Annotated in this window: 18 protein-coding genes; 11 read left to right on the plus strand and 7 right to left on the minus strand. The window is 64.5% G+C overall.

Annotation, left to right across the window (positions count from 1 at the left end; all coding sequences use genetic code 11):
- Nucleotides 1-103: 103 nt before the first annotated feature.
- Nucleotides 104-547: a hypothetical protein gene (locus tag AC0L20_RS12100; protein WP_027519496.1), complete on the plus strand. Its 444-nt coding sequence runs from the start codon at nt 104-106 to the stop codon at nt 545-547.
- Here AC0L20_RS12100 and AC0L20_RS12105 read toward each other — a convergent pair.
- Together AC0L20_RS12105 and AC0L20_RS12110 are read right to left on the minus strand one after the other, a co-directional pair.
- Nucleotides 538-756, minus strand: coding sequence for a hypothetical protein (locus tag AC0L20_RS12105; protein ID WP_473288700.1), 219 nt, complete (start codon nt 754-756; stop codon nt 538-540). The genes AC0L20_RS12100 and AC0L20_RS12105 overlap by 10 nt on opposite strands.
- Nucleotides 753-932, minus strand: coding sequence for a hypothetical protein (locus AC0L20_RS12110; protein ID WP_473288702.1), 180 nt, complete (start codon nt 930-932; stop codon nt 753-755). The genes AC0L20_RS12105 and AC0L20_RS12110 overlap by 4 nt, the downstream gene beginning before the upstream one ends.
- Nucleotides 933-1,135: 203 nt before the next feature.
- On the opposite strand from AC0L20_RS12110, the gene AC0L20_RS12115 reads away from it, so the two are divergent.
- Nucleotides 1,136-4,207, plus strand: a complete 3,072-nt coding sequence (locus AC0L20_RS12115; protein ID WP_473288703.1) for an ATP-binding protein — start codon at nt 1,136-1,138, stop codon at nt 4,205-4,207.
- 5 nt (nt 4,208-4,212) lie between these two features.
- Here the strand turns inward: AC0L20_RS12115 and AC0L20_RS12120 are convergent, their stop codons facing one another.
- Entirely contained in the window at nt 4,213-5,307 is a 1,095-nt protein-coding gene (locus tag AC0L20_RS12120; RefSeq protein WP_473288704.1) for a catalase family protein, read from the minus strand.
- 378 nt (nt 5,308-5,685) lie between these two features.
- A complete protein-coding gene (locus tag AC0L20_RS12125; protein ID WP_473288705.1) occupies nt 5,686-6,666 on the minus strand; it encodes an ABC transporter substrate-binding protein in 981 nt (326 codons plus the stop codon).
- A 475-nt stretch (nt 6,667-7,141) separates the two neighbouring features.
- Here AC0L20_RS12125 and AC0L20_RS12130 point away from each other — a divergent pair, with 475 nt between their 5' ends.
- The 9 genes from AC0L20_RS12130 to AC0L20_RS12170 all read left to right on the plus strand — a co-directional run bounded on the left by AC0L20_RS12130 (nt 7,142) and on the right by AC0L20_RS12170 (nt 16,079).
- Nucleotides 7,142-8,245 carry an ABC transporter substrate-binding protein gene (locus AC0L20_RS12130; RefSeq protein WP_473288707.1) on the plus strand — a complete coding sequence of 368 codons (1,104 nt, stop codon included), beginning with the start codon at nt 7,142-7,144 and terminating at the stop codon, nt 8,243-8,245.
- Entirely contained in the window at nt 8,223-9,245 is a 1,023-nt protein-coding gene (locus AC0L20_RS12135) for an ABC transporter permease (protein ID WP_473288708.1), read from the plus strand. Before AC0L20_RS12130 ends, AC0L20_RS12135 begins: the two co-directional genes overlap by 23 nt.
- Nucleotides 9,239-10,039: an ABC transporter ATP-binding protein gene (locus AC0L20_RS12140; RefSeq protein WP_473288709.1), complete on the plus strand. Its 801-nt coding sequence runs from the start codon at nt 9,239-9,241 to the stop codon at nt 10,037-10,039. The genes AC0L20_RS12135 and AC0L20_RS12140 overlap by 7 nt, the downstream gene beginning before the upstream one ends.
- Nucleotides 10,033-11,205: an acyl-CoA dehydrogenase family protein gene (locus tag AC0L20_RS12145; RefSeq protein ID WP_473288710.1), complete on the plus strand. Its 1,173-nt coding sequence runs from the start codon at nt 10,033-10,035 to the stop codon at nt 11,203-11,205. The genes AC0L20_RS12140 and AC0L20_RS12145 overlap by 7 nt, the downstream gene beginning before the upstream one ends.
- 29 nt (nt 11,206-11,234) lie before the next feature.
- Nucleotides 11,235-12,335 carry an LLM class flavin-dependent oxidoreductase gene (locus tag AC0L20_RS12150; protein ID WP_473288711.1) on the plus strand — a complete coding sequence of 367 codons (1,101 nt, stop codon included), beginning with the start codon at nt 11,235-11,237 and terminating at the stop codon, nt 12,333-12,335.
- A complete protein-coding gene (locus AC0L20_RS12155) occupies nt 12,332-13,270 on the plus strand; it encodes an ABC transporter substrate-binding protein (RefSeq protein ID WP_473288712.1) in 939 nt (312 codons plus the stop codon). Before AC0L20_RS12150 ends, AC0L20_RS12155 begins: the two co-directional genes overlap by 4 nt.
- 329 nt (nt 13,271-13,599) lie before the next feature.
- On the plus strand, nt 13,600-14,445 hold the full coding sequence (locus AC0L20_RS12160; protein ID WP_473288713.1) for a CmcJ/NvfI family oxidoreductase: 846 nt from the start codon (nt 13,600-13,602) through the stop codon (nt 14,443-14,445).
- 103 nt (nt 14,446-14,548) lie between these two features.
- Complete coding sequence (locus AC0L20_RS12165) at nt 14,549-14,860, plus strand: septal ring lytic transglycosylase RlpA family protein (protein ID WP_473288714.1); 312 nt, start codon at nt 14,549-14,551, stop codon at nt 14,858-14,860.
- Nucleotides 14,861-14,909: 49 nt separating this feature from the next.
- A complete protein-coding gene (locus tag AC0L20_RS12170) occupies nt 14,910-16,079 on the plus strand; it encodes a Gfo/Idh/MocA family protein (protein ID WP_473288715.1) in 1,170 nt (389 codons plus the stop codon).
- Between the two features lie 190 nt (nt 16,080-16,269).
- On the opposite strand, the gene AC0L20_RS12175 is transcribed toward AC0L20_RS12170, so the two are convergent.
- The 3 genes from AC0L20_RS12175 to AC0L20_RS12185 form a co-directional block, all read right to left on the minus strand.
- Nucleotides 16,270-17,580: an ABC transporter substrate-binding protein gene (locus AC0L20_RS12175; RefSeq protein WP_354060746.1), complete on the minus strand. Its 1,311-nt coding sequence runs from the start codon at nt 17,578-17,580 to the stop codon at nt 16,270-16,272.
- 154 nt (nt 17,581-17,734) lie between these two features.
- A complete protein-coding gene (uvrA, locus tag AC0L20_RS12180) occupies nt 17,735-20,251 on the minus strand; it encodes an excinuclease ABC subunit UvrA (protein WP_473288716.1) in 2,517 nt (838 codons plus the stop codon).
- A 171-nt stretch (nt 20,252-20,422) separates the two neighbouring features.
- Complete coding sequence (locus AC0L20_RS12185) at nt 20,423-21,664, minus strand: ABC transporter substrate-binding protein (RefSeq protein ID WP_473288717.1); 1,242 nt, start codon at nt 21,662-21,664, stop codon at nt 20,423-20,425.
- Nucleotides 21,665-21,695: the final 31 nt, after the last annotated feature.

A 21,695-nucleotide genomic window follows, 5' to 3' on the forward strand; every position in this document is an offset into this window, starting at 1 on the left:
TTGTGCGGTGCACGCAAAACGCGAGGCTTTGACCTCGCGCTAGGATGCCCGATGATGGCGCTGCGATCCATGTCCAAGCCAAACGTCAGAAAGGAGTAAGACGATGAGGGTCTGGAAAACGGCAGTTGCCGGTTCGCTCGCCGCCGCGGTGATGGCGGGGGGAATTCAGCAGGCTGCGGCGGCTCCGCTGCCCACCAATGTCGCAACCATGAAGGCCGCCGTTGGCGATGATGTCACGCAGGTGCATTGGCGCGGGCGAGGTTTTGGATGGGGTATTGGCGGGCTCGCAGCCGGCGCGATCATCGGCAGCGCCATCGCCAGCAGCGCGCCTTACGGCTATGGCTACTATGGCGGCGGACCGTATTATGGCGGCTACGGATACCCAGGGCCGGGCTACGGCTATGGCTATGGTTATGCGCCGGCCTATTACGGCTATGGTCCGGCCTATGCTTATCCGCGCTACTATCGGCCTTACCGCCCGTATTTCGGCCCTCGTTACGGCTACTACCGGCCGTATTACCGGCACTATCACCGCGCCTATTGGTGACCGATCAAACGGGCGGACCGGCTCGCCGCAGGGGCGACGACGCTGAAGAGGTTTGAGGGCCGCTGGATGCAAGCGGCCCGATCGGCTTGCGCGCGTTGAACCCGGTGATGCGGCACGACGAGCCGGCCATGCCCGCCCACGACAATCCCGGTGCAGATCGCGACGATGATCGCGATCTCGATGCACCATTCGAGCGGTTCCGAGCTCATGGCAGCGCGATGGTGTTGGCGAGATCGAACTCGGACAGGCCCGGGCCGCCGCTCGCAAGGTAGATGGCGACGAGGAAGATGCGGCTGAGGACGGTGAGGCCCAATATGACCCTGACGTCGTAATGGCGAATGGCAAAAGCCAGAGGCGGGATCGCCAAATGTCTTAAAATGCTCATGGCCAACTCCTTGCCAAAATTCAGGCATCGACTGCCTGTCGACTGAAATGACAGCGTGATGAAAAGGCCGTCCGACGCCTTTGCCGGCGTCTCTTGAATGGACAGGCCGATGCTAGTGCCGGCGCAGGGCGCAGGTCTTTATCGTGTCCTTACATTTGGCTGAGCTTTCCCTTAAGGTGGGGGAGCATCCGGGGGTCGGAGCCGTGCGTACAGACGCGCTTGCCTTTGGTGAATTCCGCCTCGACCGTGCCAACGCGCTATTGTGGCGAGGCGGGGAGCGGATCGCGCTGGCGCCGAAGCCGTTCGAGGTTCTTTGCCATCTTGTCGGTCGGCCCGGTGAGCTCGTCACCAAGGAAGAGTTGCTCGACGCGGTCTGGTCCGATCTGCACGTCAGCGAGTCGAGCCTCGCCGTTGCCGTGAACGCGCTACGCTCGGTGCTCGGCGACGACAGGCAGTCCCCCAATTACATCGAGACGGTCACGCGGCGCGGCTATCGCTTCATTGCGGCGGTCGCGACCGTCGAATTGCCTGCGATCGACCGAGCGCGCGAACAGGAGGCGGCGTCCGCCACGGAGCAGGCTGTCGATCGACGCCGGCACTGGAGGGTCGGGCGCACCGGGGCACTCGATACGCTGGACAAGGCGTTGCACCTCGCCCGTACCGGACAGCGTCAGGTCGTCTTCATCACCGGCGAGGCCGGGATCGGCAAGACCACTCTCTTGCAGATGACGCTCGACAGGATGAACCAGCAGGGACTGGGCGTGCTGCACTGTAGCTGCAACGAGTTGTTCGGCACCCATGAGGCCTTTCTTCCGCTGATTGGAGCGCTGAACGAGTGCTGCCGTCGCACCGATGGAGCATCGCTGCTGACTTCGATTCGCGAGCACGCGCCGACCTGGCTCGCGCAAATGCCCGGTTTCCTCGGCGAAGCAGACCGGGCCGCATTCCAGCACGAGGTCTTTGGCGCGACCCGGGAGCGCATGCTGCGCGAATTTGCCGATCTCATGGAACATCTCGCCGTCACGCGACCATGGGTGATCATCCTGGAAGATCTGCATTGGAGCGACTTTGCCACCGTGGATGTGCTCTCCCGGCTTGCGCGCCGGGATCGGAAGGCTTCCATCCTCGTGCTCGCCACCTATCGGCCGATGGAAGTCGCCGTCGGCGGACATCCTATCCGTGCGATTCACCAGGATTTGCGGATTCACGGACACGCCACCGAGCTCGCGCTCGATCGACTGACCGGCACCGACGTCGAACGCTATCTGTCCCTGCGCTTCAACTCGACCGATTTCGCCAGCGAGCTGGTCGAGCGCATCTTCGCGCGAACCGGCGGGCATCCTCTGTTCGTGTCGTCTCTGCTCGATCATCTCGTGGTGCAAGGCGCGCTGGTCGAGCACGAATTGGGCTGGCGGCTGGTCAGCGAAGACGCGGCCTCGCATGACAGCATGCCGCGCGATCTGGAAGGAATGATCAAGCAGCAGATCGATCACCTCACCGTGGACGAGCGCTGCCTGCTCGAGGTCGCCAGTGCGGCGGGGGCGGAGTTTTCCGCGCTCCATATCGCCGGTGCGCTGGACCGTCCCGTGCTGGATGTCGAGCAGATGTGCGAGGACCTGGCGCGGACCGATCGCATTATCGTCGCTGCCGGCATGACCGAGTGGCCGAACGGAGGTGTCTCCGGTCGCTATGCGTTTCAGCACGCGCTTTACCAGGAGATCCTCTACCAGCGGCTCGCGCCGGCGCGCCGCACGAAAACCCATGCGCTGCTTGGGGCGGGAATCGAGCAGGGATACGGGCCGCAGGCTGTGGAGCTCGCCGCCGTCGTCGCGCGCCACTTCGAACTGGGCCGCGATTTTCCGAAGGCGATGCATTATCTGGGCGCGGCGGCCGAGGGCTCGGCGCGAAGGTTCAGCACGCGCGAGGCCGCCAATTACCTGTCCCGCGCTTTGGAACTGGTGCCGCATCTGCCGCCGGAGTTTCAGGTGGCGACACGTCTGAAGTTGCTGCTTCAGCGCGCCTGGGCCTGGCGAGCCAGTGGAGATTTCCTGAATTCGCTGCAGGATCTCAGCGCAGTCGTCGCGCACGCGGCGGAGAACGGGCACGTGCGCGAAGAGGTGAACGCGCTGGTCGATCTCAGCAGATTTTGTCTCTACGTCGATCGCCGGCAGAGCCTGCCTGTTGCGGAACAGGCTCTTGTCAAGAGCCGGGCGATCGACGACGCGGCGTTCAGCGCTCTGGTCCAGGGCAACGTCGCCAATCTGAAGCTGATGCTCCGCGGCTGGGATCGCGAGAATGCGGACCTTGCCGAGCGTGCGTCAGCACTGATCACGGGAGAGCAGGATCTGAGCATGCGGCTGCGACGCTGCTCGATGGAGATGGTGCTGGAGTTCCTGCGCGCGAATTATCCGGCCTGCTGCGATGCGACGACCAGGGGAAAGGAGCTCGCCCGCCTGGTCGGTGACGTCTATCTGTTCGTGCTCTATGAATCGGTCGAGGCCTTTGCCCAGATCTATCTGGGTGAATGGGGACGGGCGCAACGAAACGTCGTCTCCGCGTTGGCTATCTCGGAGCGAAATGCAAATCCGCAGGCCGTCGCACTGTGTCATCTCACGATTGGATGGCTGTATTCCGAGGCGGAGGAATATGGCAGCGCGTCACGGCGTGCGGAGGATGCGCTCGGCCCGATGATCGAGGCCAATCCGTTCACCTTCTTCGTCGGCAGGAACCTGCTGGCGCGAGCTTATGTCAGGATGGGCGACCTGCCTCGGGCGCGGCAGCATCTCGATGCGATGGAGCGGCGGATGGAGGTCGACCGGGTGCCGATGGAGTCGCTGGTCATCCCCCATTATCTGCTGACTTGCTGCGACTATTGGATCGCGATCGGCGATCTGGACCGCGCGCAAACATCGGCCAGCCAGTTTCATGAGGTGACGAGCGCGGCACCCGACCGGCCGTTTCTCGCGCTGTGCTACGAGGCCATGGCGAGAATTGCGATCCTGAAGCAGGAGACGCAACTCGCCGGCGGGCATTTGTCGACGGCCATTTCGATTCTCCGCCATGCCAGGTTACCGCACGCCGCCTGGCGTGTTTATCGCACGACTGCGGTGCTCTATGAGAGCCTCGGACGAGCGCAAAGGGCTGCCAAGTGGCGGGACCGCTCCTGCCGGGTGATCGCATCGCTGGCGGAGACGCTTGATCGCGGCGATCCGCTGCGCTCGGCGTCATTTTTCGACGCAGCCCGCGACACCGGGCCCAATGACGCGGGACGGTGATCGGCTCAATCCGGCAGGTCCGCGATCACTCGCGGCTCGCCGGGCCGTTGCTTGACCGTGAAGTGATTTTGCTGCTGCCGCAGCGTGCGGGAGGCACGGTAGGCATCCCTGCGCAATCGCATGATCGAGCCCAGCGGCTGATGCGCGGCGAGACATCGCCATGGATCGAACGAAAGCACCTCGTCGGAATAAAGGCGACGTGCGGGGCTGTCGGCGGTCTGGCGCGGAAGCGTGAGCTTGCCGAGTGCTTGCGGCGGCGCGACGTCTTCGGGCCAGTCGATCGAGGCATCTTCGATCGGCGTTCGCTGCAGGTCGGTGCAGAGCTGGGCAGACAGTTCGTACTCGGCTGCATTGTCCTTGAAGAAGGCAACGACGCTGTTCAGCACGGCATCATCGGAATCGTGACAGGGCTGGCCGGTGAGTTGGCGAACCGAGGCCGAGATCGGCACCAGGCGAAGCCTGGCGATATAATCGCCAAACCGCAATGCTCCCTCCGTGTGAAAGGTTTCTCCGAGGATGTTGCTGCCGGCATCACCGAGCGCTTTCAAGACGATCGGGATCGGAATGCCCGTTCTGTCCGATGCGGCGACCAGGACGCGCGCCAAAAAGCCTATGAGTCCGTACGCCAGATCAGGCAGGAACAGGTTGCGCTCGACCTGGTGCTGTGCGCGCATATAGGCCATCGCATCCGCAAAATAGCTGGCGTGATTGACGAGCAGGAGATCCTGGTTCGTCGTATCGTCGTCGCCGAGCGCCTTGGGCCCGGTCACACCCAGGACCTTGATGGCAAACCCCCGCGGCGAACGGACGCGATCGCTCCTGTTGAAGGCGGTGGAGAGGCGGACGATGATCGGGAAGTGGCCAGCCTGCTTGAACAGGCCCTGGCGCAGATGATCCGGCAAATCGTCGTAGACGATCAGCTCGCCCCGGAGATAGCCGGCGCCCTTGGCGTGCTGCTGTCGGGTCCCGTGCTTGTCTTTGCGAAAAGTGCGGTCGCTCGTTCGCGAAATCGAGGCAACGATCTCCTCGACGGCCGCCGCTTCCTCCGGCCGGATGTGTTCGAAGGACGGATCGTAACGAAGATACTGATCGGCTGACATGGCGCTGATCTCCAGCCCGAAGGTCGCCTTCCCATCGCGAGCGTCGACGGCCGCAGGACGGATCACTGTAAGCCCGACCAATCGGGATCGGCAACCCGAGAGCGAGTTGCGATTGCCTGGGCGAGCCGTGGATGAGGCATCCTGTTACCGACGCGATCACAGGTTGATGCTAGGCCAGCGGCGTCTCGGAAGTCCTTATGGGCTCCTTATGTTGTCCTGATGTTTTCCTTAAGGCCGGGCCGGCGAACGCGACGCTGGACGGCGTCTAAAGCGACAGCCACACGATCAGGCTCATGCAGGCGAAATGCGCGAGCACGATCGCGGCGAGATGCAGCGGGCCCGCCTTGAGGCGCAGCGCGCGCATCCCGGCGCCTCCGCTTAGTTCGATCCCGCGGCCGCAGCGGTGAAGCTGCGGTCGACGGCTTTGCTGACGTCGAGCTTCTTCGGCAGGATGCCGTAGCGTGTCGAGCGGTCGGAGGCTTCCTGCACCTCCTTCACGACGCTCTCGTCGATCGGAATCGGGCTGGTGCGTTGCGCGGTGTAGGCCGAGAGCAGCACGTCCTCCGGCAGCTTGGTCAGCTCGGACGTGCTCTTGGCATATTCGCCGAGATGATCCAGCGACCACAGCCGCGCCTTGTTCAGCCGCTGCACGAGGTCCTGCACAGCCGCGTGCTTGGTGGCGATGGCGTTGTCGGAGGCGACGATGAAGGTGATGGTCGGCGTCAGGCCCTCACCGTTGGCGATCACGCGGGCCTTGTCCTTGAGCGTCGCGAACGAGACGTAGGGCTCCCACACCGCCCAGGCGTCGATCGAGCCCGCGACCAGCGCGATCTTGGCGTCGACCGGGCCGAGCGGCGCGAAGGTCGCGTCCTCCAGCCTGATCTGAGCCTTCTCCAGCGTGGCGTCGATCAGGAATTGGCCCCAGCCGCCGCGCGTGCCGGCGAGGCGTTTTCCCTTGAGGTCGGCGGCCGATTTGATCGGCGAATCCTGGCGCACGAGAATGGCTTGTGTCTTCGCATCCGACCTGGTGCCGCCGATCGCCTTGATCGGCGCGCCGGCCGCGTAGACGGAAAGGAACGAGAGGTCGCCGGTGTAGCCGACGTCGAGCGCGCCGGCGTTGAGCGCCTCCAGGATTGGAGCTGCCGCGGGGAATTCCGACCACTCGATCTTGTAGGGCAGATCCTTGGCGTAGCCCGAGATCTCGAGCAGCGAACGGCTACCGCCCTTCTGGTCGCCGACGCGCAGCACGATTGCGTCGGCCGCGAACGACGCGGCGGCCGTCGACAGGGTGATGGCGGCGGCAAGCAGCGATGCCGCGAGCCGGCGCGTGATGGAATGATCGAGGGAGTTGATGCTCATGTGGCCTGTCTTGTTGCTTTGCCCACGACGCGTGAGCGAACGATGCGGCGAGACGATCAAGTCTATGGTCGCGCGATGCGCGGTCAATGAAATGGCTAACCGTATTGCGCGCGCGACCAGCAAGGACATTTCAGCGAAACACTGATTTCGAGAACGTGCGGTATGCGCCACTGATGCTGCGCAAAAATGAAGCAGCAGAGGGAGTCGCGCCGGTCTCCGCCAACCGATGCATCGGCGGAAATCCTTTCATCGTCCTCGCACGCACAGATGGAGAGAATGACTTCGCTTCGTGCCACATTCGAAATTCCATTTCATTGACGATACGGCGAACGCGCCGCATGATTTGCGCATCGCATCAAGGCACCGAGCAGGCGCCGGCGAAAAGAGTTTCTCTCGACGCAGCTCCGCACGGAACAGGCGCAACGCAAGCCGTTGTGCCGATGGCGGAGCCGTGCCAGCGCAGGAGTGCAGACGGATGAACGACGACGACAAGCGCGACGGATCGGGGCTCGACCGGCGCCATTTGCTCCAGGCGGGATTAGCTGCGGCATTCGCAGCGCCGCTCGGTGCCTTCGGTGCGGCACAGGCCTTTGCGCCGCGGGCCATCGCGCCCGGCGTCGATCTCTCGGAGTTTCCGCTGTGCCGGACGGCGTCGGATGTGCCCGCGCTCACCGGCGCGCCGCGCAAGCTCAAGCTGTCCTGGAACGCCGGCGCGGTCTGTCTCGCCCCGGTGCCGGTCGCCATCGAGCACGGCTTCTTCCAGAAGCATAATCTCGACATCGAACTCATCAACTATTCCGGTTCGACCGACCAGCTGCTCGAGGCCATCGCGACCGGCAAGAGCGATGCCGGGCTCGGCATGGCGCTCCGCTGGCTGAAGCCGCTGGAGCAGGGCTTTGACGTCAAGATTGCCGCCGGCACCCATGGTGGCTGCATGCGGGTCCTGACCCGCGCCGATTCCAGCGTGAGCAAGCTCGCCGATCTCAAGGGCAAGATCGTCGCGGTCGGCGATCTCGGTGGCCCCGACAAGAATTTCTTCTCCATTCAGCTCGCCAAGCTCGGTATCGATCCGAACAAGGATGTCGACTGGCGCGCCTATCCCGGCAACCTTCTCAATGTCGCCGTCGAGAAGGGCGAGGTGCAGGCCTTCTTGTCATCCGACCCGCTGGGTTATCTCTGGCTCAAGGACAGCCAGTACAAGGAGGTCGCCTCTAATCTCGATGGCGAATATCGCGACAAGAGCTGCTGTATCCTTGGCCTGCGCGGCAGCCTGGTGCGCGAGGAGCCGCTGGTCGCGCGCGCCCTCACGCAGGCGCTGCTCGATGCCGCGATGTTCACTGCGCAAAATCCGTCAGTGACGGCGAAATCGTTCCAGCCTTATGCGCCGAAGACGGCGTCACTCGCGGATATCGAGGGCATGGTGCGCTACCATACCCATCATCATCATCCCGTCGGCGAAGTGCTAAAGCGCGAGCTCAAGGCCTATGCCGACGATCTCAAGAGTGTGCAGGTGTTCAAGCAGAGCACCGATACGGCCAGATTTGCGGAGCGCATCTATGTCGACGTATTCGCTGTCTGACGGCCTCGCTTCCGGCGCGCCGCGTCTCTCGCGCGCACCGTGGCTTGCCAGCTGGATCCGGGACTCCGGTGTCGGCGTTCTCGCGAGCATGGCGTGGATTGCCTTCGGCCTGTCCTGCCTGTGGTGGGAGGACGTCGGCGACTGGTCGCGGACCCATTCGCTCGGCATTGCCGCGCTTGTCATCGCAGCGATCGCGCTGTTCGGGACTGTCGGCGCCGATTATCTCGGTTCGACGGGCCGCGCCTTGCGCCAGAGCGCGCCGTGGCTCGTCGCGCTCGGCGTTGTCCTGACCCTGTGGGAAGTCGCGACGGCGAAATTCGCATGGCTGCCATTGCCGTTCTTCCCGCCGCCGCAGTCGATCATAGAGGTCTACACCGACGACCTGCCAAAACTGCTCGACAGCGTGTTCGCCTCGGTCAAGCTCCAGCTCGGCGGTTATCTGATCGGCGCGACGGTCGGCTTCCTGACCGGCGTCTCGATCGGCTGGTCGCGCGCGGTCGGCTATTGGGTGCACCCGGTGCTGCGCTTCATCGGCCCGCTGCCGGCGACCGCCTGGCTGCCGATCGCCTTCTTCACCTTTCCGTCGAGCTGGAGCGCATCGACCTTTTTGATCGCGCTGGCAACCGGCTTCCCGGTCACCGTGCTGACCTGGTCGGGTGTCGCGAGTGTGAGTAACGCCTATTACGACGTCGCGCGGACGCTCGGGGCAAAGCCGTCCTTCCTGGTGCTGAAGGTCGCGATCCCCGCGGCATTGCCGCACGTCTTCGTCGGCCTGTTCATGGGGCTCGGCTCGTCCTTTGCCGTGCTGGTCGTCGCCGAGATGATTGGCGTCAAGGCCGGCCTAGGCTGGTACCTGCAATGGGCGCAGGGCTGGGCCGCCTACGCCAACATGTATGCGGCCCTGATCGTGATGTCGTTGCTCTGCTCTGGCGCAATCACGCTGCTGTTTTCGATCCGCGATCGTGTGCTGGTCTGGCAGAAGGGGACCGTGAAATGGTAGCCGCAACTACACTGGCTGAAATCGACGCTCATCCGGCCGCCGGGGCCGCGCTCGACATCGAGCAGGTCAGCCACGCCTTCGACATCGACGGCACCGAGCTGCCGGTGCTCAGTGATGTCAGCATCTCCGTCGAGCCGGGCGAGTTCCTCGCGCTGCTCGGTCCCTCCGGCTGCGGCAAGTCGACCTTGCTGCGCCTCGTCGCAGGCCTCGACAAGCCCAGGTCCGGAACGCTGCGCGAGGACGAGGCGCGCATCACGCGACCGCACCCGTCGCGCGTCGTCGTATTCCAGGATCCGACATTGTTTCCCTGGCGCACGGTCTGGGACAACGTCGCGCTGGGGCTGGAGGCGCAGGGCATCTTGAAGAGCCAGCGTCACCGCGTCGATGCCGCGCTCGATCTCGTGGGGCTTTCGTCCTTCCGCAATGCCTATCCGCACCAGCTCTCGGGCGGCATGGCGCAGCGCGTCGCGCTGGCCCGCGCGCTGGTCAACGATCCCAAAATCCTTATTCTCGACGAGCCGCTGGGCAAGCTCGACTCGCTGACCCGCATCACCATGCAAGCCGAGCTGGTCTCGCTTTGGCAGCGCAAGGGCTTTACCACGCTGCTGGTGACGCATGACGCCGAGGAGGCGCTGGTGCTCGCCAACCGCGTCATCGTGTTCAGCGACCGCCCGGCGCGCGTGAAGGCCGATATCCGTGTCGACCGGCCCTATCCGCGCCATCGCGGTGATCCGTATCTGGCCGATTTGCGCCGCCAGATTCTTGGCCTGCTCGGATTGGACGCCACATGGTAACTTCGATCGCCAAGGGGCGCGCGGCGCATTACGAGCCCGACTACATCGCACGTGCCGAAGCGCTGGCCGAGGCTTTCGCTGCCCGTGCGGCCGAATACGATCGCACCGGAAGCTTCCCGTTCGAGAATTTTCGCGAGCTGTCCGAGGCAGGCCTGCTGTCGCTGACGGTGCCTGCCGCCCATGGCGGCGCCGGGGCGGGCGCACGATACGCCGCACGCGTCCTCGGCATCATCGGCAAGGCCGATCCGTCGACCGCGCTGGTGCTGTCGATGCACTACATCAACCATCTGGTGATGGCACGGAGCCCGACCTGGCCGGCGCGGCTGTCGCGCAAGCTCGCGCGCGAGTGTGTCGAAGGCCTTGCGCTCGTCAACGCGCTCCGCGTCGAGCCCGAACTGGGTTCGCCTGCGCGCGGCGGCCTGCCCGCGACCATTGCACGCCGGACCGAGACCGGCTGGCGGCTCTCGGGGCACAAGATCTATTCGACGGGATCGCCGATCCTGAAATGGTATCTGGTCTGGGCGCGGACGAACGAAGCCGAGCCGCGCGTCGGACAGTTCCTGGTGCCGGCGGGCCTGCCGGGCACGCGCATCGTCGAGACCTGGGATCATCACGGCCTGCGCGCCAGCGGCAGCCACGACGTCATCTTCGATGACGTCGTGATACCTCTCGATGCCGAGATCGATGTGCGCGAGCCGGCGGACTGGCGCGCACCCGATGTCGCGCAGGCGACCGTCCACACGATCTTTGTCGCCGCGATCTATGACGGCGTTGCGCGGGCTGCACGCGACTGGCTGGTCGGGTTCCTGAAGCAGCGCGTGCCGGCCAGCCTGGGAGCGCCGCTTGCGACCTTGCCGCGCGCGCAGGAGATCCTTGGCGCGATCGAAGCCCGGCTCGTGGTCAATGCGCGGCTGATCGCATCCTTCGCCGGCGATTTCGATGACGGTGTCGCGCTTTCTGCGGGCGAGTCCAACGTCATCAAGCTCACGGTGACCAACAACGCCGTCGCCGCGGTCGAGGATGCCTTGTCGCTGACCGGCAATCACGGCCTGTCCCGCGCCAATCCGCTGGAGCGGCACTATCGCGACGTCCTGTACGGTCGCGTGCACACGCCGCAGGACGATTCCACGCGCACCGGCCTCGGCCGTGCCGCATTGGGCCTCTAGCCTGCCGCCAAACATTCAGGGAGAACGTCATGTCGGTCGAGTTCATCGGCTTTATCGCCAACAGCAATGCCTCCGAGACCATCGTGCGTCAGGGTCCGGTGCTCGATCCCGCCTATATCGAGACCGTCGCGAAGGCGCATGAGCTCGCGGGTTTCGACCGCGCGCTGCTGGCGTTCCATTCGACCACGCCGGATGCGCTCCAGGTCGCACAGCATGTGCTGACCATCACCAAGTCGTTAAAGGTAATGATTGCGCAGCGACCGGGCTTTACCGCGCCGACGCTGCTCGCGCGGCAGCTTGCGACACTTGACCAACTCTATGGAGGCCGCGTCTCGCTGCACGTCATCACCGGCGGCAATGCGGCCGAGCTCAGGCAGGACGGCAACACGCTCGACGACAAGGACGAGCGTTACGCCCGCACCAGCGAGTTTCTCGACGTGGTGAGGCTGGAATGGACCAGCGAGAAGCCGTTCAACTACAGCGGAAAGTACTACAACGTCGAGAACGGTTTTTCGCAGGTGAAGCCGCTGCAGAAGGCCGGCATCTACACCTTCGTCGGTGGTGGCTCCGACGCTGCGATCGACGTCGCGGGCAAGCATGCCGACACCTTTGCGCTGTGGGGCGAATCCTACGCGCAGGTGCGCGACGTCACCGCGCGCGTTCACAATGCGGCCGTCAGGCAGGGCCGTCCGACGCCGCGATTCAGCCTCTCGGTGCGGCCGATCATCGCCCCGACCGAGAAGCAGGCCTGGGACGAGGCGGAAGAGATTCTTGCGCGCGCCACTGCGCTCCAGGACAAGACCGGCTATCGCAAGCCCGCCGACGGCCATGCCACCGCCGGCGCGCGGCGCCTGCTCTCGCTCGCCGACCAGGGCAGCCGCATCGACAAGCGGCTGTGGACCGAGATCGCAAAGCTCACCGGCGCCAACAGCAACACCACCGCACTGGTCGGCACGCCCGAGCAGGTCGCCGAGGTCTTCGGCGATTATTACGACCTCGGCGTCAGCCATTTCCTGATCCGCGGCTTCGATCCCCTGATCGACGCCATCGAATACGGCCGCGAGCTGATCCCGCTGACGCGCGAGTTGATCGCCAAGCGCCAGGCCGTTCGCGGCGAGGCGGCGGAATGATCCGCCTGAAGCTGGCCGGTGCGCTGCTGTTCGGCTCGGTCGAGCTGGCGGCGGCGCAAGCCACCTTGCGTGTCGGCGACCAGAAGGGGAATTCGCAAGCGGTGATGGAATCCGCTGGCGTGCTGAAAGACGTTCCTTACAAAATCGAGTGGAAGGAGTTTCCGGCGGCTGCGCCGCTGCTGGAAGCGCTCGGCGCTGGCGCGATCGAGACCGGGCTCGTCGGTGACGCACCCTTCACCTTCGCCGCCGCCTCAGGCGCGCCGGTGAAGGCGATCGCCGCGATCCGGCAGACGCGCGAGGGGCTTGCCATCCTCGTGCCCGAGAATTCTCCGATCAAGAGCTTTGCGGATTTGCGCGGCAAGAAGATCGCGACCGGCCGTGGCTCGATCGGGCATCAACTGATTCTCGCGGCGCTTGAGAAGAACGGTTGGGCTGCGGCTGACGTGCAGATTGCGTTCCTGGCGCCGTCCGATGCCAAGATCGCCTACACGCAAGGCTCCGTCGACGCGTGGTCGACCTGGGAGCCCTATGTCAGCCAGGAGGAGGTGCTGTTCAAGTCGCGCCGTGTCATCACCTCGGAGGGCCTGACACCGGGGCTGAGCTTTCAGGTGGCGCGGCCCGATTCGATCCGCGACAAGCGCGCGGAGCTGACCGACTTCATCCTGCGCCTCACCGCAGCGCGGGCGTGGTCGCTGAACAATATCGACAGCTATGCCGCGACCTGGGGCAGGCTGATGAACATCCCCACAGCCGTGCCGCAGAACTGGCTGTCGCGCGCAAAAATCCGGATCGCGCCGATCGATGACGGCGTGGTCGCGGACGAGCAGAGCACGATCGATCTTTACTTCCGCTGGGGCCTGATCAAGCAGAAGCTCGATGCGGCCGAGATCGTGGATCGCTCGTTCTCGGATGCGATTGCAAAGGCGGGGCTGTAGGAACAGCTCTCGTGTCCCGGACGCGCTGCTTACCCCTCTCCCCTTGTGGGAGAGGGTGGCTCGCCGCGTAGCGGCGAGACGGGTGAGGGGTTCTCTCCGCGAGTATCCCTCTCGCATTCGAATTCGCTGAGGCAACCCCTCATCCGGCGCTTCGCGCCACCTTCTCCCACAAGGGGAGAAGGGAAGTGGCGTACGCGGCGCCATCGTCGAAACATTCCTTCTGCGTTTCGCTGCGCCAACAACACCCGCATTGCTATTTGCAACAACTCCCTTGCGCCGCGCACCCTCCCGGCAAAAATCATAACGACGACCACATCGGGAGACCGGCCATGGGCCTGCAAGAAACAAAAATCGAATCGCCTCCCTTCGTCACCGCCGAACTCAACTATCTCGCGCCGGTTTCGGGCAAGCCGCGCACCTATGCCTTCGATCCGCCGCCTGGCGAGCCCAAGAGCACGTCGTTGCCGGAGCCGCATCAGGTCCCGATCTTCGATGCGCGACTGATCGCACAAAATTTCTCGCTCGACCGCGAAGGCTTTGCGCTGGTGCGGCATCCGACCCAGGTCAAGGACTTCAGCAACGACGAAGAGGTGAGGGCGGTCTACTATCCCGCCGTCGAGGCTTTCCTGCGCGCAACGCTGAAGGCTGACCGCGTCGTCATCTTCGATCATACCGTGCGCCGGCGTGTCGAGGGTGCGGCGGATATTCGCGACGGCGGACCGCGTCAGCCGGCAACGCGCGTCCATGTCGACCAGACCGCCATCTCCGGCGCCAACCGCGTGCGCGAACATCTGCCCGATGAGGCCGAGGAGTTGCTGAAGGGCCGTGTCCAGGTGATCAATCTGTGGCGGCCGATCCGCGGTCCCTTGCGCGACTCGCCGCTGGCGATGGCCGACGGCACGACCGTGGCGCCCGACGATCTGGTCGCCTCGGATCTGATCTATCCGAACCGCCGCGGCGAGATCTATTCGGTGAAATACAATCCGGACCATCGCTGGTTCTATTTCCCGGAGATGACGGCGGACGAAGCGCTGCTGCTGAAGTGCTACGATTCCGCAACCGATGGCCGCACCCGCTTCGGGCCCCATACGGCTTTCGTCGATCCGACCACGCCGGCGGATGCGGTGCCGCGCGAAAGCATCGAAGTCCGCACGCTGGTGTTCCACAAACAGTAACAAACTGTGATGGCACCGCCGGGCGCGGCCCGGCGGCGGCTCAGGAACCCACGGGAACCAACGAACGTTGCTGCGCGGGGCAGGGCCAACCCGGAGCGGTGCCGTGCGAGCGCAGACCACGCTATTATCTTGCCTTGCCACTTTTTCGCTTTCTGCAGTTTCCTTTGCCCAGGCCGAGAGCGGGCTTGCCTCCTATTACGGATACGGAAAAGCCGGGAAAGGCGAGCTGACCTGCGCGCACCGGACGCGCCCCTTCGGAAGCGTGCTGAGGGTGTCGTACGGGAGCCGCTCCATTCAATGCCGCGTCAACGATCGCGGCCCCTTCATCCGCGGCCGGATCGTCGATCTCTCGGTGCCGGCCGCCAAGGCGCTGGGCATGATGAGCGCCGGCGTCGTACGGGTCTCGGTGGATTAGACCTGCCAGCGCGCTATAGTGCTGCCCAAAGCATGGGTCAGGGGGCGCTATGGCCAGGATCAGGGTGGGACTCGTCGGCTGCGGCTTCGTGTCGGAGCTGCATATGTATGCGTTCCGGCGCGTCTATGGCGTGGATGTCGAGGTCGTGGCGGTCGCTGCGCGCGGCGACCACGTCGTCGAATTCGCACACCGCCACCAGATCCCGCGGGTCTATCGCAGCTTCGCCGAGCTGATTGCGGACCGCGAACTCGATGTCATCGACATCTGCACGCCGCCCAATCTGCATGCGGCGATGATCGTCGCCGCCATGCAGGCCGGCAAGCATGTGATCTGCGAAAAGCCGTTCGCCGGCTATTTCGGCCGCGACGGCGACCGGCAGCCGATCGGCAAGCATGTGCCGAAGGCGCTGATGTATGAGCGCGTGCTGGAGGAGATGGACGCCACGCGTGCCGCGATCGAGCGCACCGGAAAGCTCTTCATGTATGCCGAGGACTGGATCTACGCGCCCGCCGTGACCAAGACCGCGGAGATTCTCAGAGCGACCAAAGACAAAATCCTGTTCATGAAGGGCGAGGAGAGCCATTCCGGCTCGCACGCCGCCCATGCCGCGCAATGGGCGATGACCGGCGGCGGCTCGTTGATCCGGATGGGCTGCCATCCGCTTTCCGCCGTGCTGTATCTCAAACAGGTCGAGGCCAAGGCGCGCGGCGAGACCATCCGCGTCGCCAGCGTCAGCGGCGATGTCGGCAACGTCACGGCCGTCCTCAAGCCGGACGAGCGCACCTACATCAAGGCCAAGTCTGTCGACGTCGAGGATTGGGGCATGCTGACCGCGACGTTTTCGGACGGCACCAAGGCCACGGTGTTCTCCGGCGACATGATCATGGGCGGCGTCCGCAATCTGATCGAGACCTACACCTCAGGCGGCTCGCTGTTCGCCAACATCACGCCGAACAATCATCTGATGAGCTACCAGACCTCCGAGGAGAAACTCGCCTCGGTCTACATCACCGAGAAGGTCGACCGCAAAACCGGCTGGCAATATGTCTGCCTCGAAGAGGAGTGGACGCGCGGCTATCTCCAGGAGATCCAGGACTTCATGGAATGCGCCGCGACGGGACGGCAGCCGCTGTCGGACCTCGCGCTGGCGTATGAGACGATCAAGGTGAACTACGCGGGCTATTGGGCGGCGGAGGAGGGACGAAGGGTGGTGTTGTAGGGGGCGTCGGCAGCGCCGCGATGTCACCTCGCCCCGCTTGCGGGGAGAGGTCGGATTGCATCGAAGATGCAATCCGGGTGAGGGGGGCTCTCCGCGAGTCCAACTGTCACCGTCTCCGGGGAGGCAGCCCCTCACCCCAACCCTCTCCCCGCGAAGAGCGGGGCGAGGGAGCGCAGTCCCCTTGCGGCGCCTACGTCCCGTAGGTCGATCCCTTCGGCAGCGGAAACACCGGGTCTTGCGTCCTAATGTTCGTCGGCCATACCACTGAGATGTGCTCGCCGGCATTCTGCATCACGACCGGGGTCGAGCGCTCGTTCTGGCCGGAGAGCGGCGTGCCCGGCGGGAAGAATTTCACGCCATAGCCCTGGATGGTGCCGCCGGCGGGAATGTCGACGTCGAGCGCGGCCTTGCGAATGGCTTCCGGCTCGAAGCTGCCGTATTTCTCCTTGGCGACCGGCAGCACGTTGTTGAGCAGGATCCAGGTCTGGTTGAATCCCATCGAGCAGTGCGGCGGCACGTCGGTGGCGCTGGTCTTGGCCTGGTAGCGCGAAACCATGGTCTTGGTCAGGTCGCCGATTCCAGGCGCAAGCTTGGCGGCATCGAGCAGCTGCGCCGGCACCGGATCGATGTTGCAGAAATTGTCGATGTCGGGGCCGAAGGTCGCGCGCAGCTTGTCGAGCTGGCTGTAGCCGGCGCCCGCGCCGAACAGCATCTTGAAACGCAGGCCGCTCTCGCGGGCTTGACGCAGGAACAGGGTGATGTCGGGGTTGTAGCCGGCATGCGAGATCACATCGACCTTGGCGCGCTTGAGCTTGGTCACAAGCACCGAGAGATCGGGCGCGGACGCCGAATAGCCTTCGCGCATCACCACCTGGATGCCCGCCTGCTTGGCATAGGCCTCGTCGGCCGCGGCGACGCCGACGCCATAAGGGCCGTCCTCGTGGATCAGCGCAACCTTGACGTCCTTTGGGTCCATGCCGAGCTTGCCCTGCGCGTGCTCGGCGACGAAGCCCGCGAAGGCCTGGCCGTACTGGTCGGAATGGATCTGCGCGCGAAACACGTATTGCAGGTTCTTGTCCTTGAACACGGCGGTCGAGACTGCGGTCGTGATCCAGAGGATCTTCTTCTGCTGCTCGACCTTCGCGGCCATCGGCACCGCATGCGCGCTGGAATAGACGCCGTTGATGATGTCGATCTTTTCCTGGCTGATCAGCCGCTCGGCTTCGTTGATCGCCACGTCCGCCTTGCTCTGCGAGTCCGCCGCGACCGGCACGATCTTGGTCTTGCCGCCGATGCCGCCCTTTTCGTTGACGAGGTCGATGGCGATCTGCGCGCCGACCGAGGAGGCGACCGAGCCGCCGGCGGCGAACGGACCGGTGAGGTCGTAGATCAGGCCGATGCGTAAATTCTCGGCTTGCGCCTGGGCCCGTGTCCAATCGAGGCTGAGTGCGGCGGCGGCAGCCGCCGAGCTCTTCAGCAGCTGCCTGCGTGAAGTCGGCATCCTATCCTCCCTCAAAATCGTCTTATGAGTTGGTCTTGTTATTCTTTTTCGAAGTATGGGGAGGCGGGCGGTGGAAAGTCAACATGGCGAAAGTCGGGGTCTGGCTCCGCAGCGCAGAACGCAATTGCGAAATGGGCGGGGACGAGATCGCGCGCTATTGTTTCAAGCGACGGGCGAGATAGCCGGCGGTCTTCCCGCCGGCCTTGGCCACCTCGCGCGGTGCCCCTGACGCAACAATGCGGCCGCCTTCATCGCCGGCGCCGGGACCGAGGTCGATAATCCAGTCGCTGTGAGAGACGACATCCATGTCATGCTCGACCACGACCACGCTGTTGCCGGCATCCACGATGCGCTCGAGCTGGGCGATCAGCCGCTCGACATCCCTGGGATGAAGACCGGTGGTCGGCTCGTCCAGGACATAGAGCGTGTGACCGCGTTGCGGACGCATCAGCTCGGTCGCGAGCTTGATGCGCTGGGCTTCGCCGCCCGACAATTCGGTCGCGGACTGGCCGAGGCGGATATAGCCGAGCCCGACCTCGCGGACGACCGATAGCGACCGGTTCAGCGTGGCATCGTCCCGGAAGAATTCGAAGGCCTCGTCGACGCGCATCGCCAGCACATCCGCGATGGATTTTCCGCGGATCCTCACCTCCAGCGTCTTGTCATTGTAGCGCGCGCCCTTGCAGGTCGGGCAGGGTGCGTAGACGCTGGGCAGGAACAGAAGCTCGACGCAAACAGATCCTTCGCCTTCGCAGGTGCTGCATCGGCCTTTCGCGACATTGAAGGAAAAGCGCCCGGCATCGTAGCGGCGGGATTTGGCCTGCGGCGTCGCGGCGAACAGCTTCCTGACGTGGTCGAACAGGCCGGTATAGGTCGCAAGGTTGGATCGCGGCGTGCGGCCGATCGGCCTCTGATCCACCACGACGAGGCGATCGACCTGGTCGAGGCCGGCGACGATCTTGCCACCCAATGTCTCGACCGCGGGTGCTGCCAGGCTGTCGTCGTCCGCGTCCGCAGCCCGTGCATGGCCGAGATGCTCCGCCACGGCATCGACGAGGAATTGGCTGATCAGGCTCGATTTGCCGGAGCCCGACACGCCGGTCACGCTGGCGAGAACCCCGAGCGGAATATCGACGCCGAGGCCCCGAAGATTGTTTCGGGTCACCCCCCGGATCTTCAGGTGGCCCTTCGGCTCGCGGTGGACCGTGGGCAGCGGCTTTCGTGGATGCGCGAGATAATGGGCGGTTCGAGATTGCGCGACCTGACCGAGCCCTGCGGGCGGTCCACTATAGAGAATGAGTCCCCCGCCTTCGCCGGCATCAGGCCCGACATCCACCAGCCAGTCGGCATGCCTGATCACCTCGATCTCATGCTCGACCACGAAGATCGAATTGCCCGCGTGTTTCAGCCGGTCCAGCGCCCGCAGCAGCGCCTCGGTGTCGGCGGGATGCAGGCCCGCGGATGGCTCGTCGAGTACATAGACGACGCCGAACAGGTTGGAGCGGACCTGTGTCGCAAGTCGTAGCCGCTGCAACTCGCCCGGCGACAGCGTCGGCGTGCTGCGCTCGCAAGCGAGATAGCCGAGGCCGAGGTCGAGCAGGACGGCCAATCGCGCGGACAGATCCTCGCAGATCCGCCTGGCGACGATGGTCTTCTCCGATGCGTTGTCCGTCGAAGCCTTTGCGAAAGGCTTCATCACCTCCTGCAGCTGCTTGAGCGGCAGGTGCGACATCTCGGCGATATCAAGACCGGCGAACTTGACCTTGAGCGCCTCCGGCTTCAATCGCGTGCCGTGGCAGGTCGGGCAGTCCTGCGTGATCATGAATTGCGCGACGCGGCGCTTCATCATCGCACTCTCGGACTTGGCATAGGTCTGCATCACGTAGCGCTTGGCACCGGTGAACGTGCCTTGATAGCTCGGCTCCTCCTTGCGGCGGAGGGCTCGTTTGACCTCGGCCGCAGTGTAACCGGCATAGACGGGAACGGTCGGCTGCTCCTCCGTGAACAGGATCCAGTCGCGGTCCTTCCTGGGCAGCTCACGCCAGGGCTTGTCCACGTCGTAACCCAGCGTCGTCAGGATGTCCCGGAGGTTCTGTCCCTGCCAGGCACTCGGCCAGGCCGCGACGGCGCGCTCGCGAATGGTGAGAGTGTCGTCGGGCACCATGGATTTTTCGGTGACGTCGAGCATCCTGCCGATGCCGTGGCAGGTCGGGCAGGCGCCTTCCGGCGTGTTCGGCGAGAACGACTCCGCATAGAGCATCTTTTGTCCGCGCGGGTAATCGCCGGCACGGGAATAGAGCATCCTGAGCAGGTTCGAGATGGTCGTCACGCTGCCGACGGACGACCGCGTCGTCGGCGCGCCGCGCTGCTGCTGGAGCGCTACGGCGGGCGGCAGGCCTTCGATGTCGTCGACCTCAGGGATCTGCATCTGGTGGAAGAGGCGCCGCGCGTAAGGCGACACCGATTCCAGATATCGCCGTTGCGCCTCGGCGTAGATCGTCCCAAAGGCGAGCGAGGACTTTCCGGAGCCCGACACGCCGGTGAACACGACGAGGGCATTGCGCGGAATGCTGACGTCGACGTTCCTGAGGTTGTGCTCACGCGCGCCGCGCACGCGAACGAAGCCGTCGTCCTGCGTCAGGCCATCGGGTTGTCTTGATCGGTCGTCCATCTGGCTGCTCCGGCCGCGCATGGGGGTTAACGGCAGGATCGCAGGATGGGTCCACGGGTGACAGCGTACCCGTGGCGTTCTGCACAAAACAAAGGCCCGTCGCGATTGAAGCGACGGGCCTTGCAGGGGTGATGCGGCGCTGGGTACCGGGCCCGTGCCGAGCCCGGCGTGTTACTGCGACAGCTTCACGAAGCTCGGAAACTTCAGCTTGCCCTCGGCGATCTTCTCGGGCCAGACCACGACCTGCTTGGAGTCCTGCCACTGGAAGACCAGACCGGATACGGTCGTCGGACCCGACTTGATGCCGTGGGTGAACTCGTCGTCCTTGCCGTAGAACTGGATGCGGCCGATCGTGCCCTCGTAGTCGGTCTTTTCGAGTTCAGCGACCATCTTGTCGGGATCGGTCGAGCCCGCGCGCTTGATCGCCTCCGTGATGAAGTAGACCTCGTCATAGGCGGTGTAGCCGGTATAGGCCGGCGGCGAGCCGAACTTGGCCTTGAAGGCGGCCGCGAACGGTTTCGTCTTGGAGGTCACGGCGACGTCAGGCGTCGCGACCGCCAGCGACGGCACGCCGTCCGCGGCACCATTGGTGTCCTTCCAGAAGCTCGGGCTCAGCGCCTGGGCGCTGATGCCGAACATCGGGACCGGCACCTGCTGGTTCTTCCACTGCACGGTCGGCTGCACGCCGACATGCGAGATGCCGGTGACGATCACGTCCGGCTTCTTGGCCTCGATATTGTTGAAGATCGGCGTGAAGTCGGTGGTATCAGGCGAGAACCGGACGTGCTCGACGACCTTGAGGCCCGCTTTCGGAAGACAGGCCTCGTAGCCGACGTCGAGCGGCTTGGTCCAGGCGGCGTCCTCGCTCATGATCGCGACCGTCTTGAACTTGAGCTTATCGACCAGCAGGTCCTTGGCGGCGTCGCAGACGAGCTGGGCCTGGGCGGCCGAGGTGAGATAGCCGTGGAAGGTGTACTTGTTCTTCTCGTAGTCGTTATGGATCGCCTTGGTGATCTCGTTCGAGGCGGCGCCGGGGGTGATCAGCGGCATCTTCAGCCGCGCCGCCCAGGGTTCGAGCGCCAGCACGACCTCGCTGATATAGCTCGCGATCACGGCGGAGACCTTGTCCTCGCTCACCGCGCGCTGGAACGCACGCACGGAGTCCGCAGAGGAGCTCTTGTTGTCGTAGGTCACGATCTCGATCTTGCGGCCGAGAATGCCACCCTTGGCGTTGATCTCGTCGGCGGCGATCTGCGCGCCGCCGGGAGTCGCGGCCCCCGCGATCGACTGGACCTCGGCGATGACGCCGATCTTGATGGGGTCGTTCGACTGCGCGTAGGCGGGAGCGGCAAGGCATAGCGCCAGCGCAGAGGCGAGGAGGAAGCTGCTGCTCAAATTTGGTGATGGTCGCATGGTCGTTTCCCTTTGCTTGTTTTGTTATTGA

It is taken from the genome of Bradyrhizobium sp. Kon58 (genome assembly GCF_055807455.1).

Bases quoted from the DNA above. Each gene is read 5' to 3' on its own strand.
- AC0L20_RS12100 (WP_027519496.1), top strand. From the start codon at position 104: ATGAGGGTCTGGAAAACGGCAGTTGCCGGTTCGCTCGCCGCCGCGGTG.
- AC0L20_RS12105 (WP_473288700.1), bottom strand. From the start codon at position 756: ATGAGCTCGGAACCGCTCGAATGGTGCATCGAGATCGCGATCATCGTC.
- AC0L20_RS12110 (WP_473288702.1), bottom strand. From the start codon at position 932: ATGAGCATTTTAAGACATTTGGCGATCCCGCCTCTGGCTTTTGCCATT.
- AC0L20_RS12120 (WP_473288704.1), bottom strand. From the start codon at position 5,307: ATGTCAGCCGATCAGTATCTTCGTTACGATCCGTCCTTCGAACACATC.
- AC0L20_RS12125 (WP_473288705.1), bottom strand. From the start codon at position 6,666: ATGAGCATCAACTCCCTCGATCATTCCATCACGCGCCGGCTCGCGGCA.
- AC0L20_RS12130 (WP_473288707.1), top strand. From the start codon at position 7,142: ATGAACGACGACGACAAGCGCGACGGATCGGGGCTCGACCGGCGCCAT.
- AC0L20_RS12135 (WP_473288708.1), top strand. From the start codon at position 8,223: ATGTCGACGTATTCGCTGTCTGACGGCCTCGCTTCCGGCGCGCCGCGT.
- AC0L20_RS12140 (WP_473288709.1), top strand. From the start codon at position 9,239: ATGGTAGCCGCAACTACACTGGCTGAAATCGACGCTCATCCGGCCGCC.
- AC0L20_RS12145 (WP_473288710.1), top strand. From the start codon at position 10,033: ATGGTAACTTCGATCGCCAAGGGGCGCGCGGCGCATTACGAGCCCGAC.
- AC0L20_RS12150 (WP_473288711.1), top strand. From the start codon at position 11,235: ATGTCGGTCGAGTTCATCGGCTTTATCGCCAACAGCAATGCCTCCGAG.
- AC0L20_RS12155 (WP_473288712.1), top strand. From the start codon at position 12,332: ATGATCCGCCTGAAGCTGGCCGGTGCGCTGCTGTTCGGCTCGGTCGAG.
- AC0L20_RS12160 (WP_473288713.1), top strand. From the start codon at position 13,600: ATGGGCCTGCAAGAAACAAAAATCGAATCGCCTCCCTTCGTCACCGCC.
- AC0L20_RS12170 (WP_473288715.1), top strand. From the start codon at position 14,910: ATGGCCAGGATCAGGGTGGGACTCGTCGGCTGCGGCTTCGTGTCGGAG.
- AC0L20_RS12175 (WP_354060746.1), bottom strand. From the start codon at position 17,580: ATGCCGACTTCACGCAGGCAGCTGCTGAAGAGCTCGGCGGCTGCCGCC.
- uvrA (WP_473288716.1), bottom strand. From the start codon at position 20,251: ATGGACGACCGATCAAGACAACCCGATGGCCTGACGCAGGACGACGGC.
- AC0L20_RS12185 (WP_473288717.1), bottom strand. From the start codon at position 21,664: ATGCGACCATCACCAAATTTGAGCAGCAGCTTCCTCCTCGCCTCTGCG.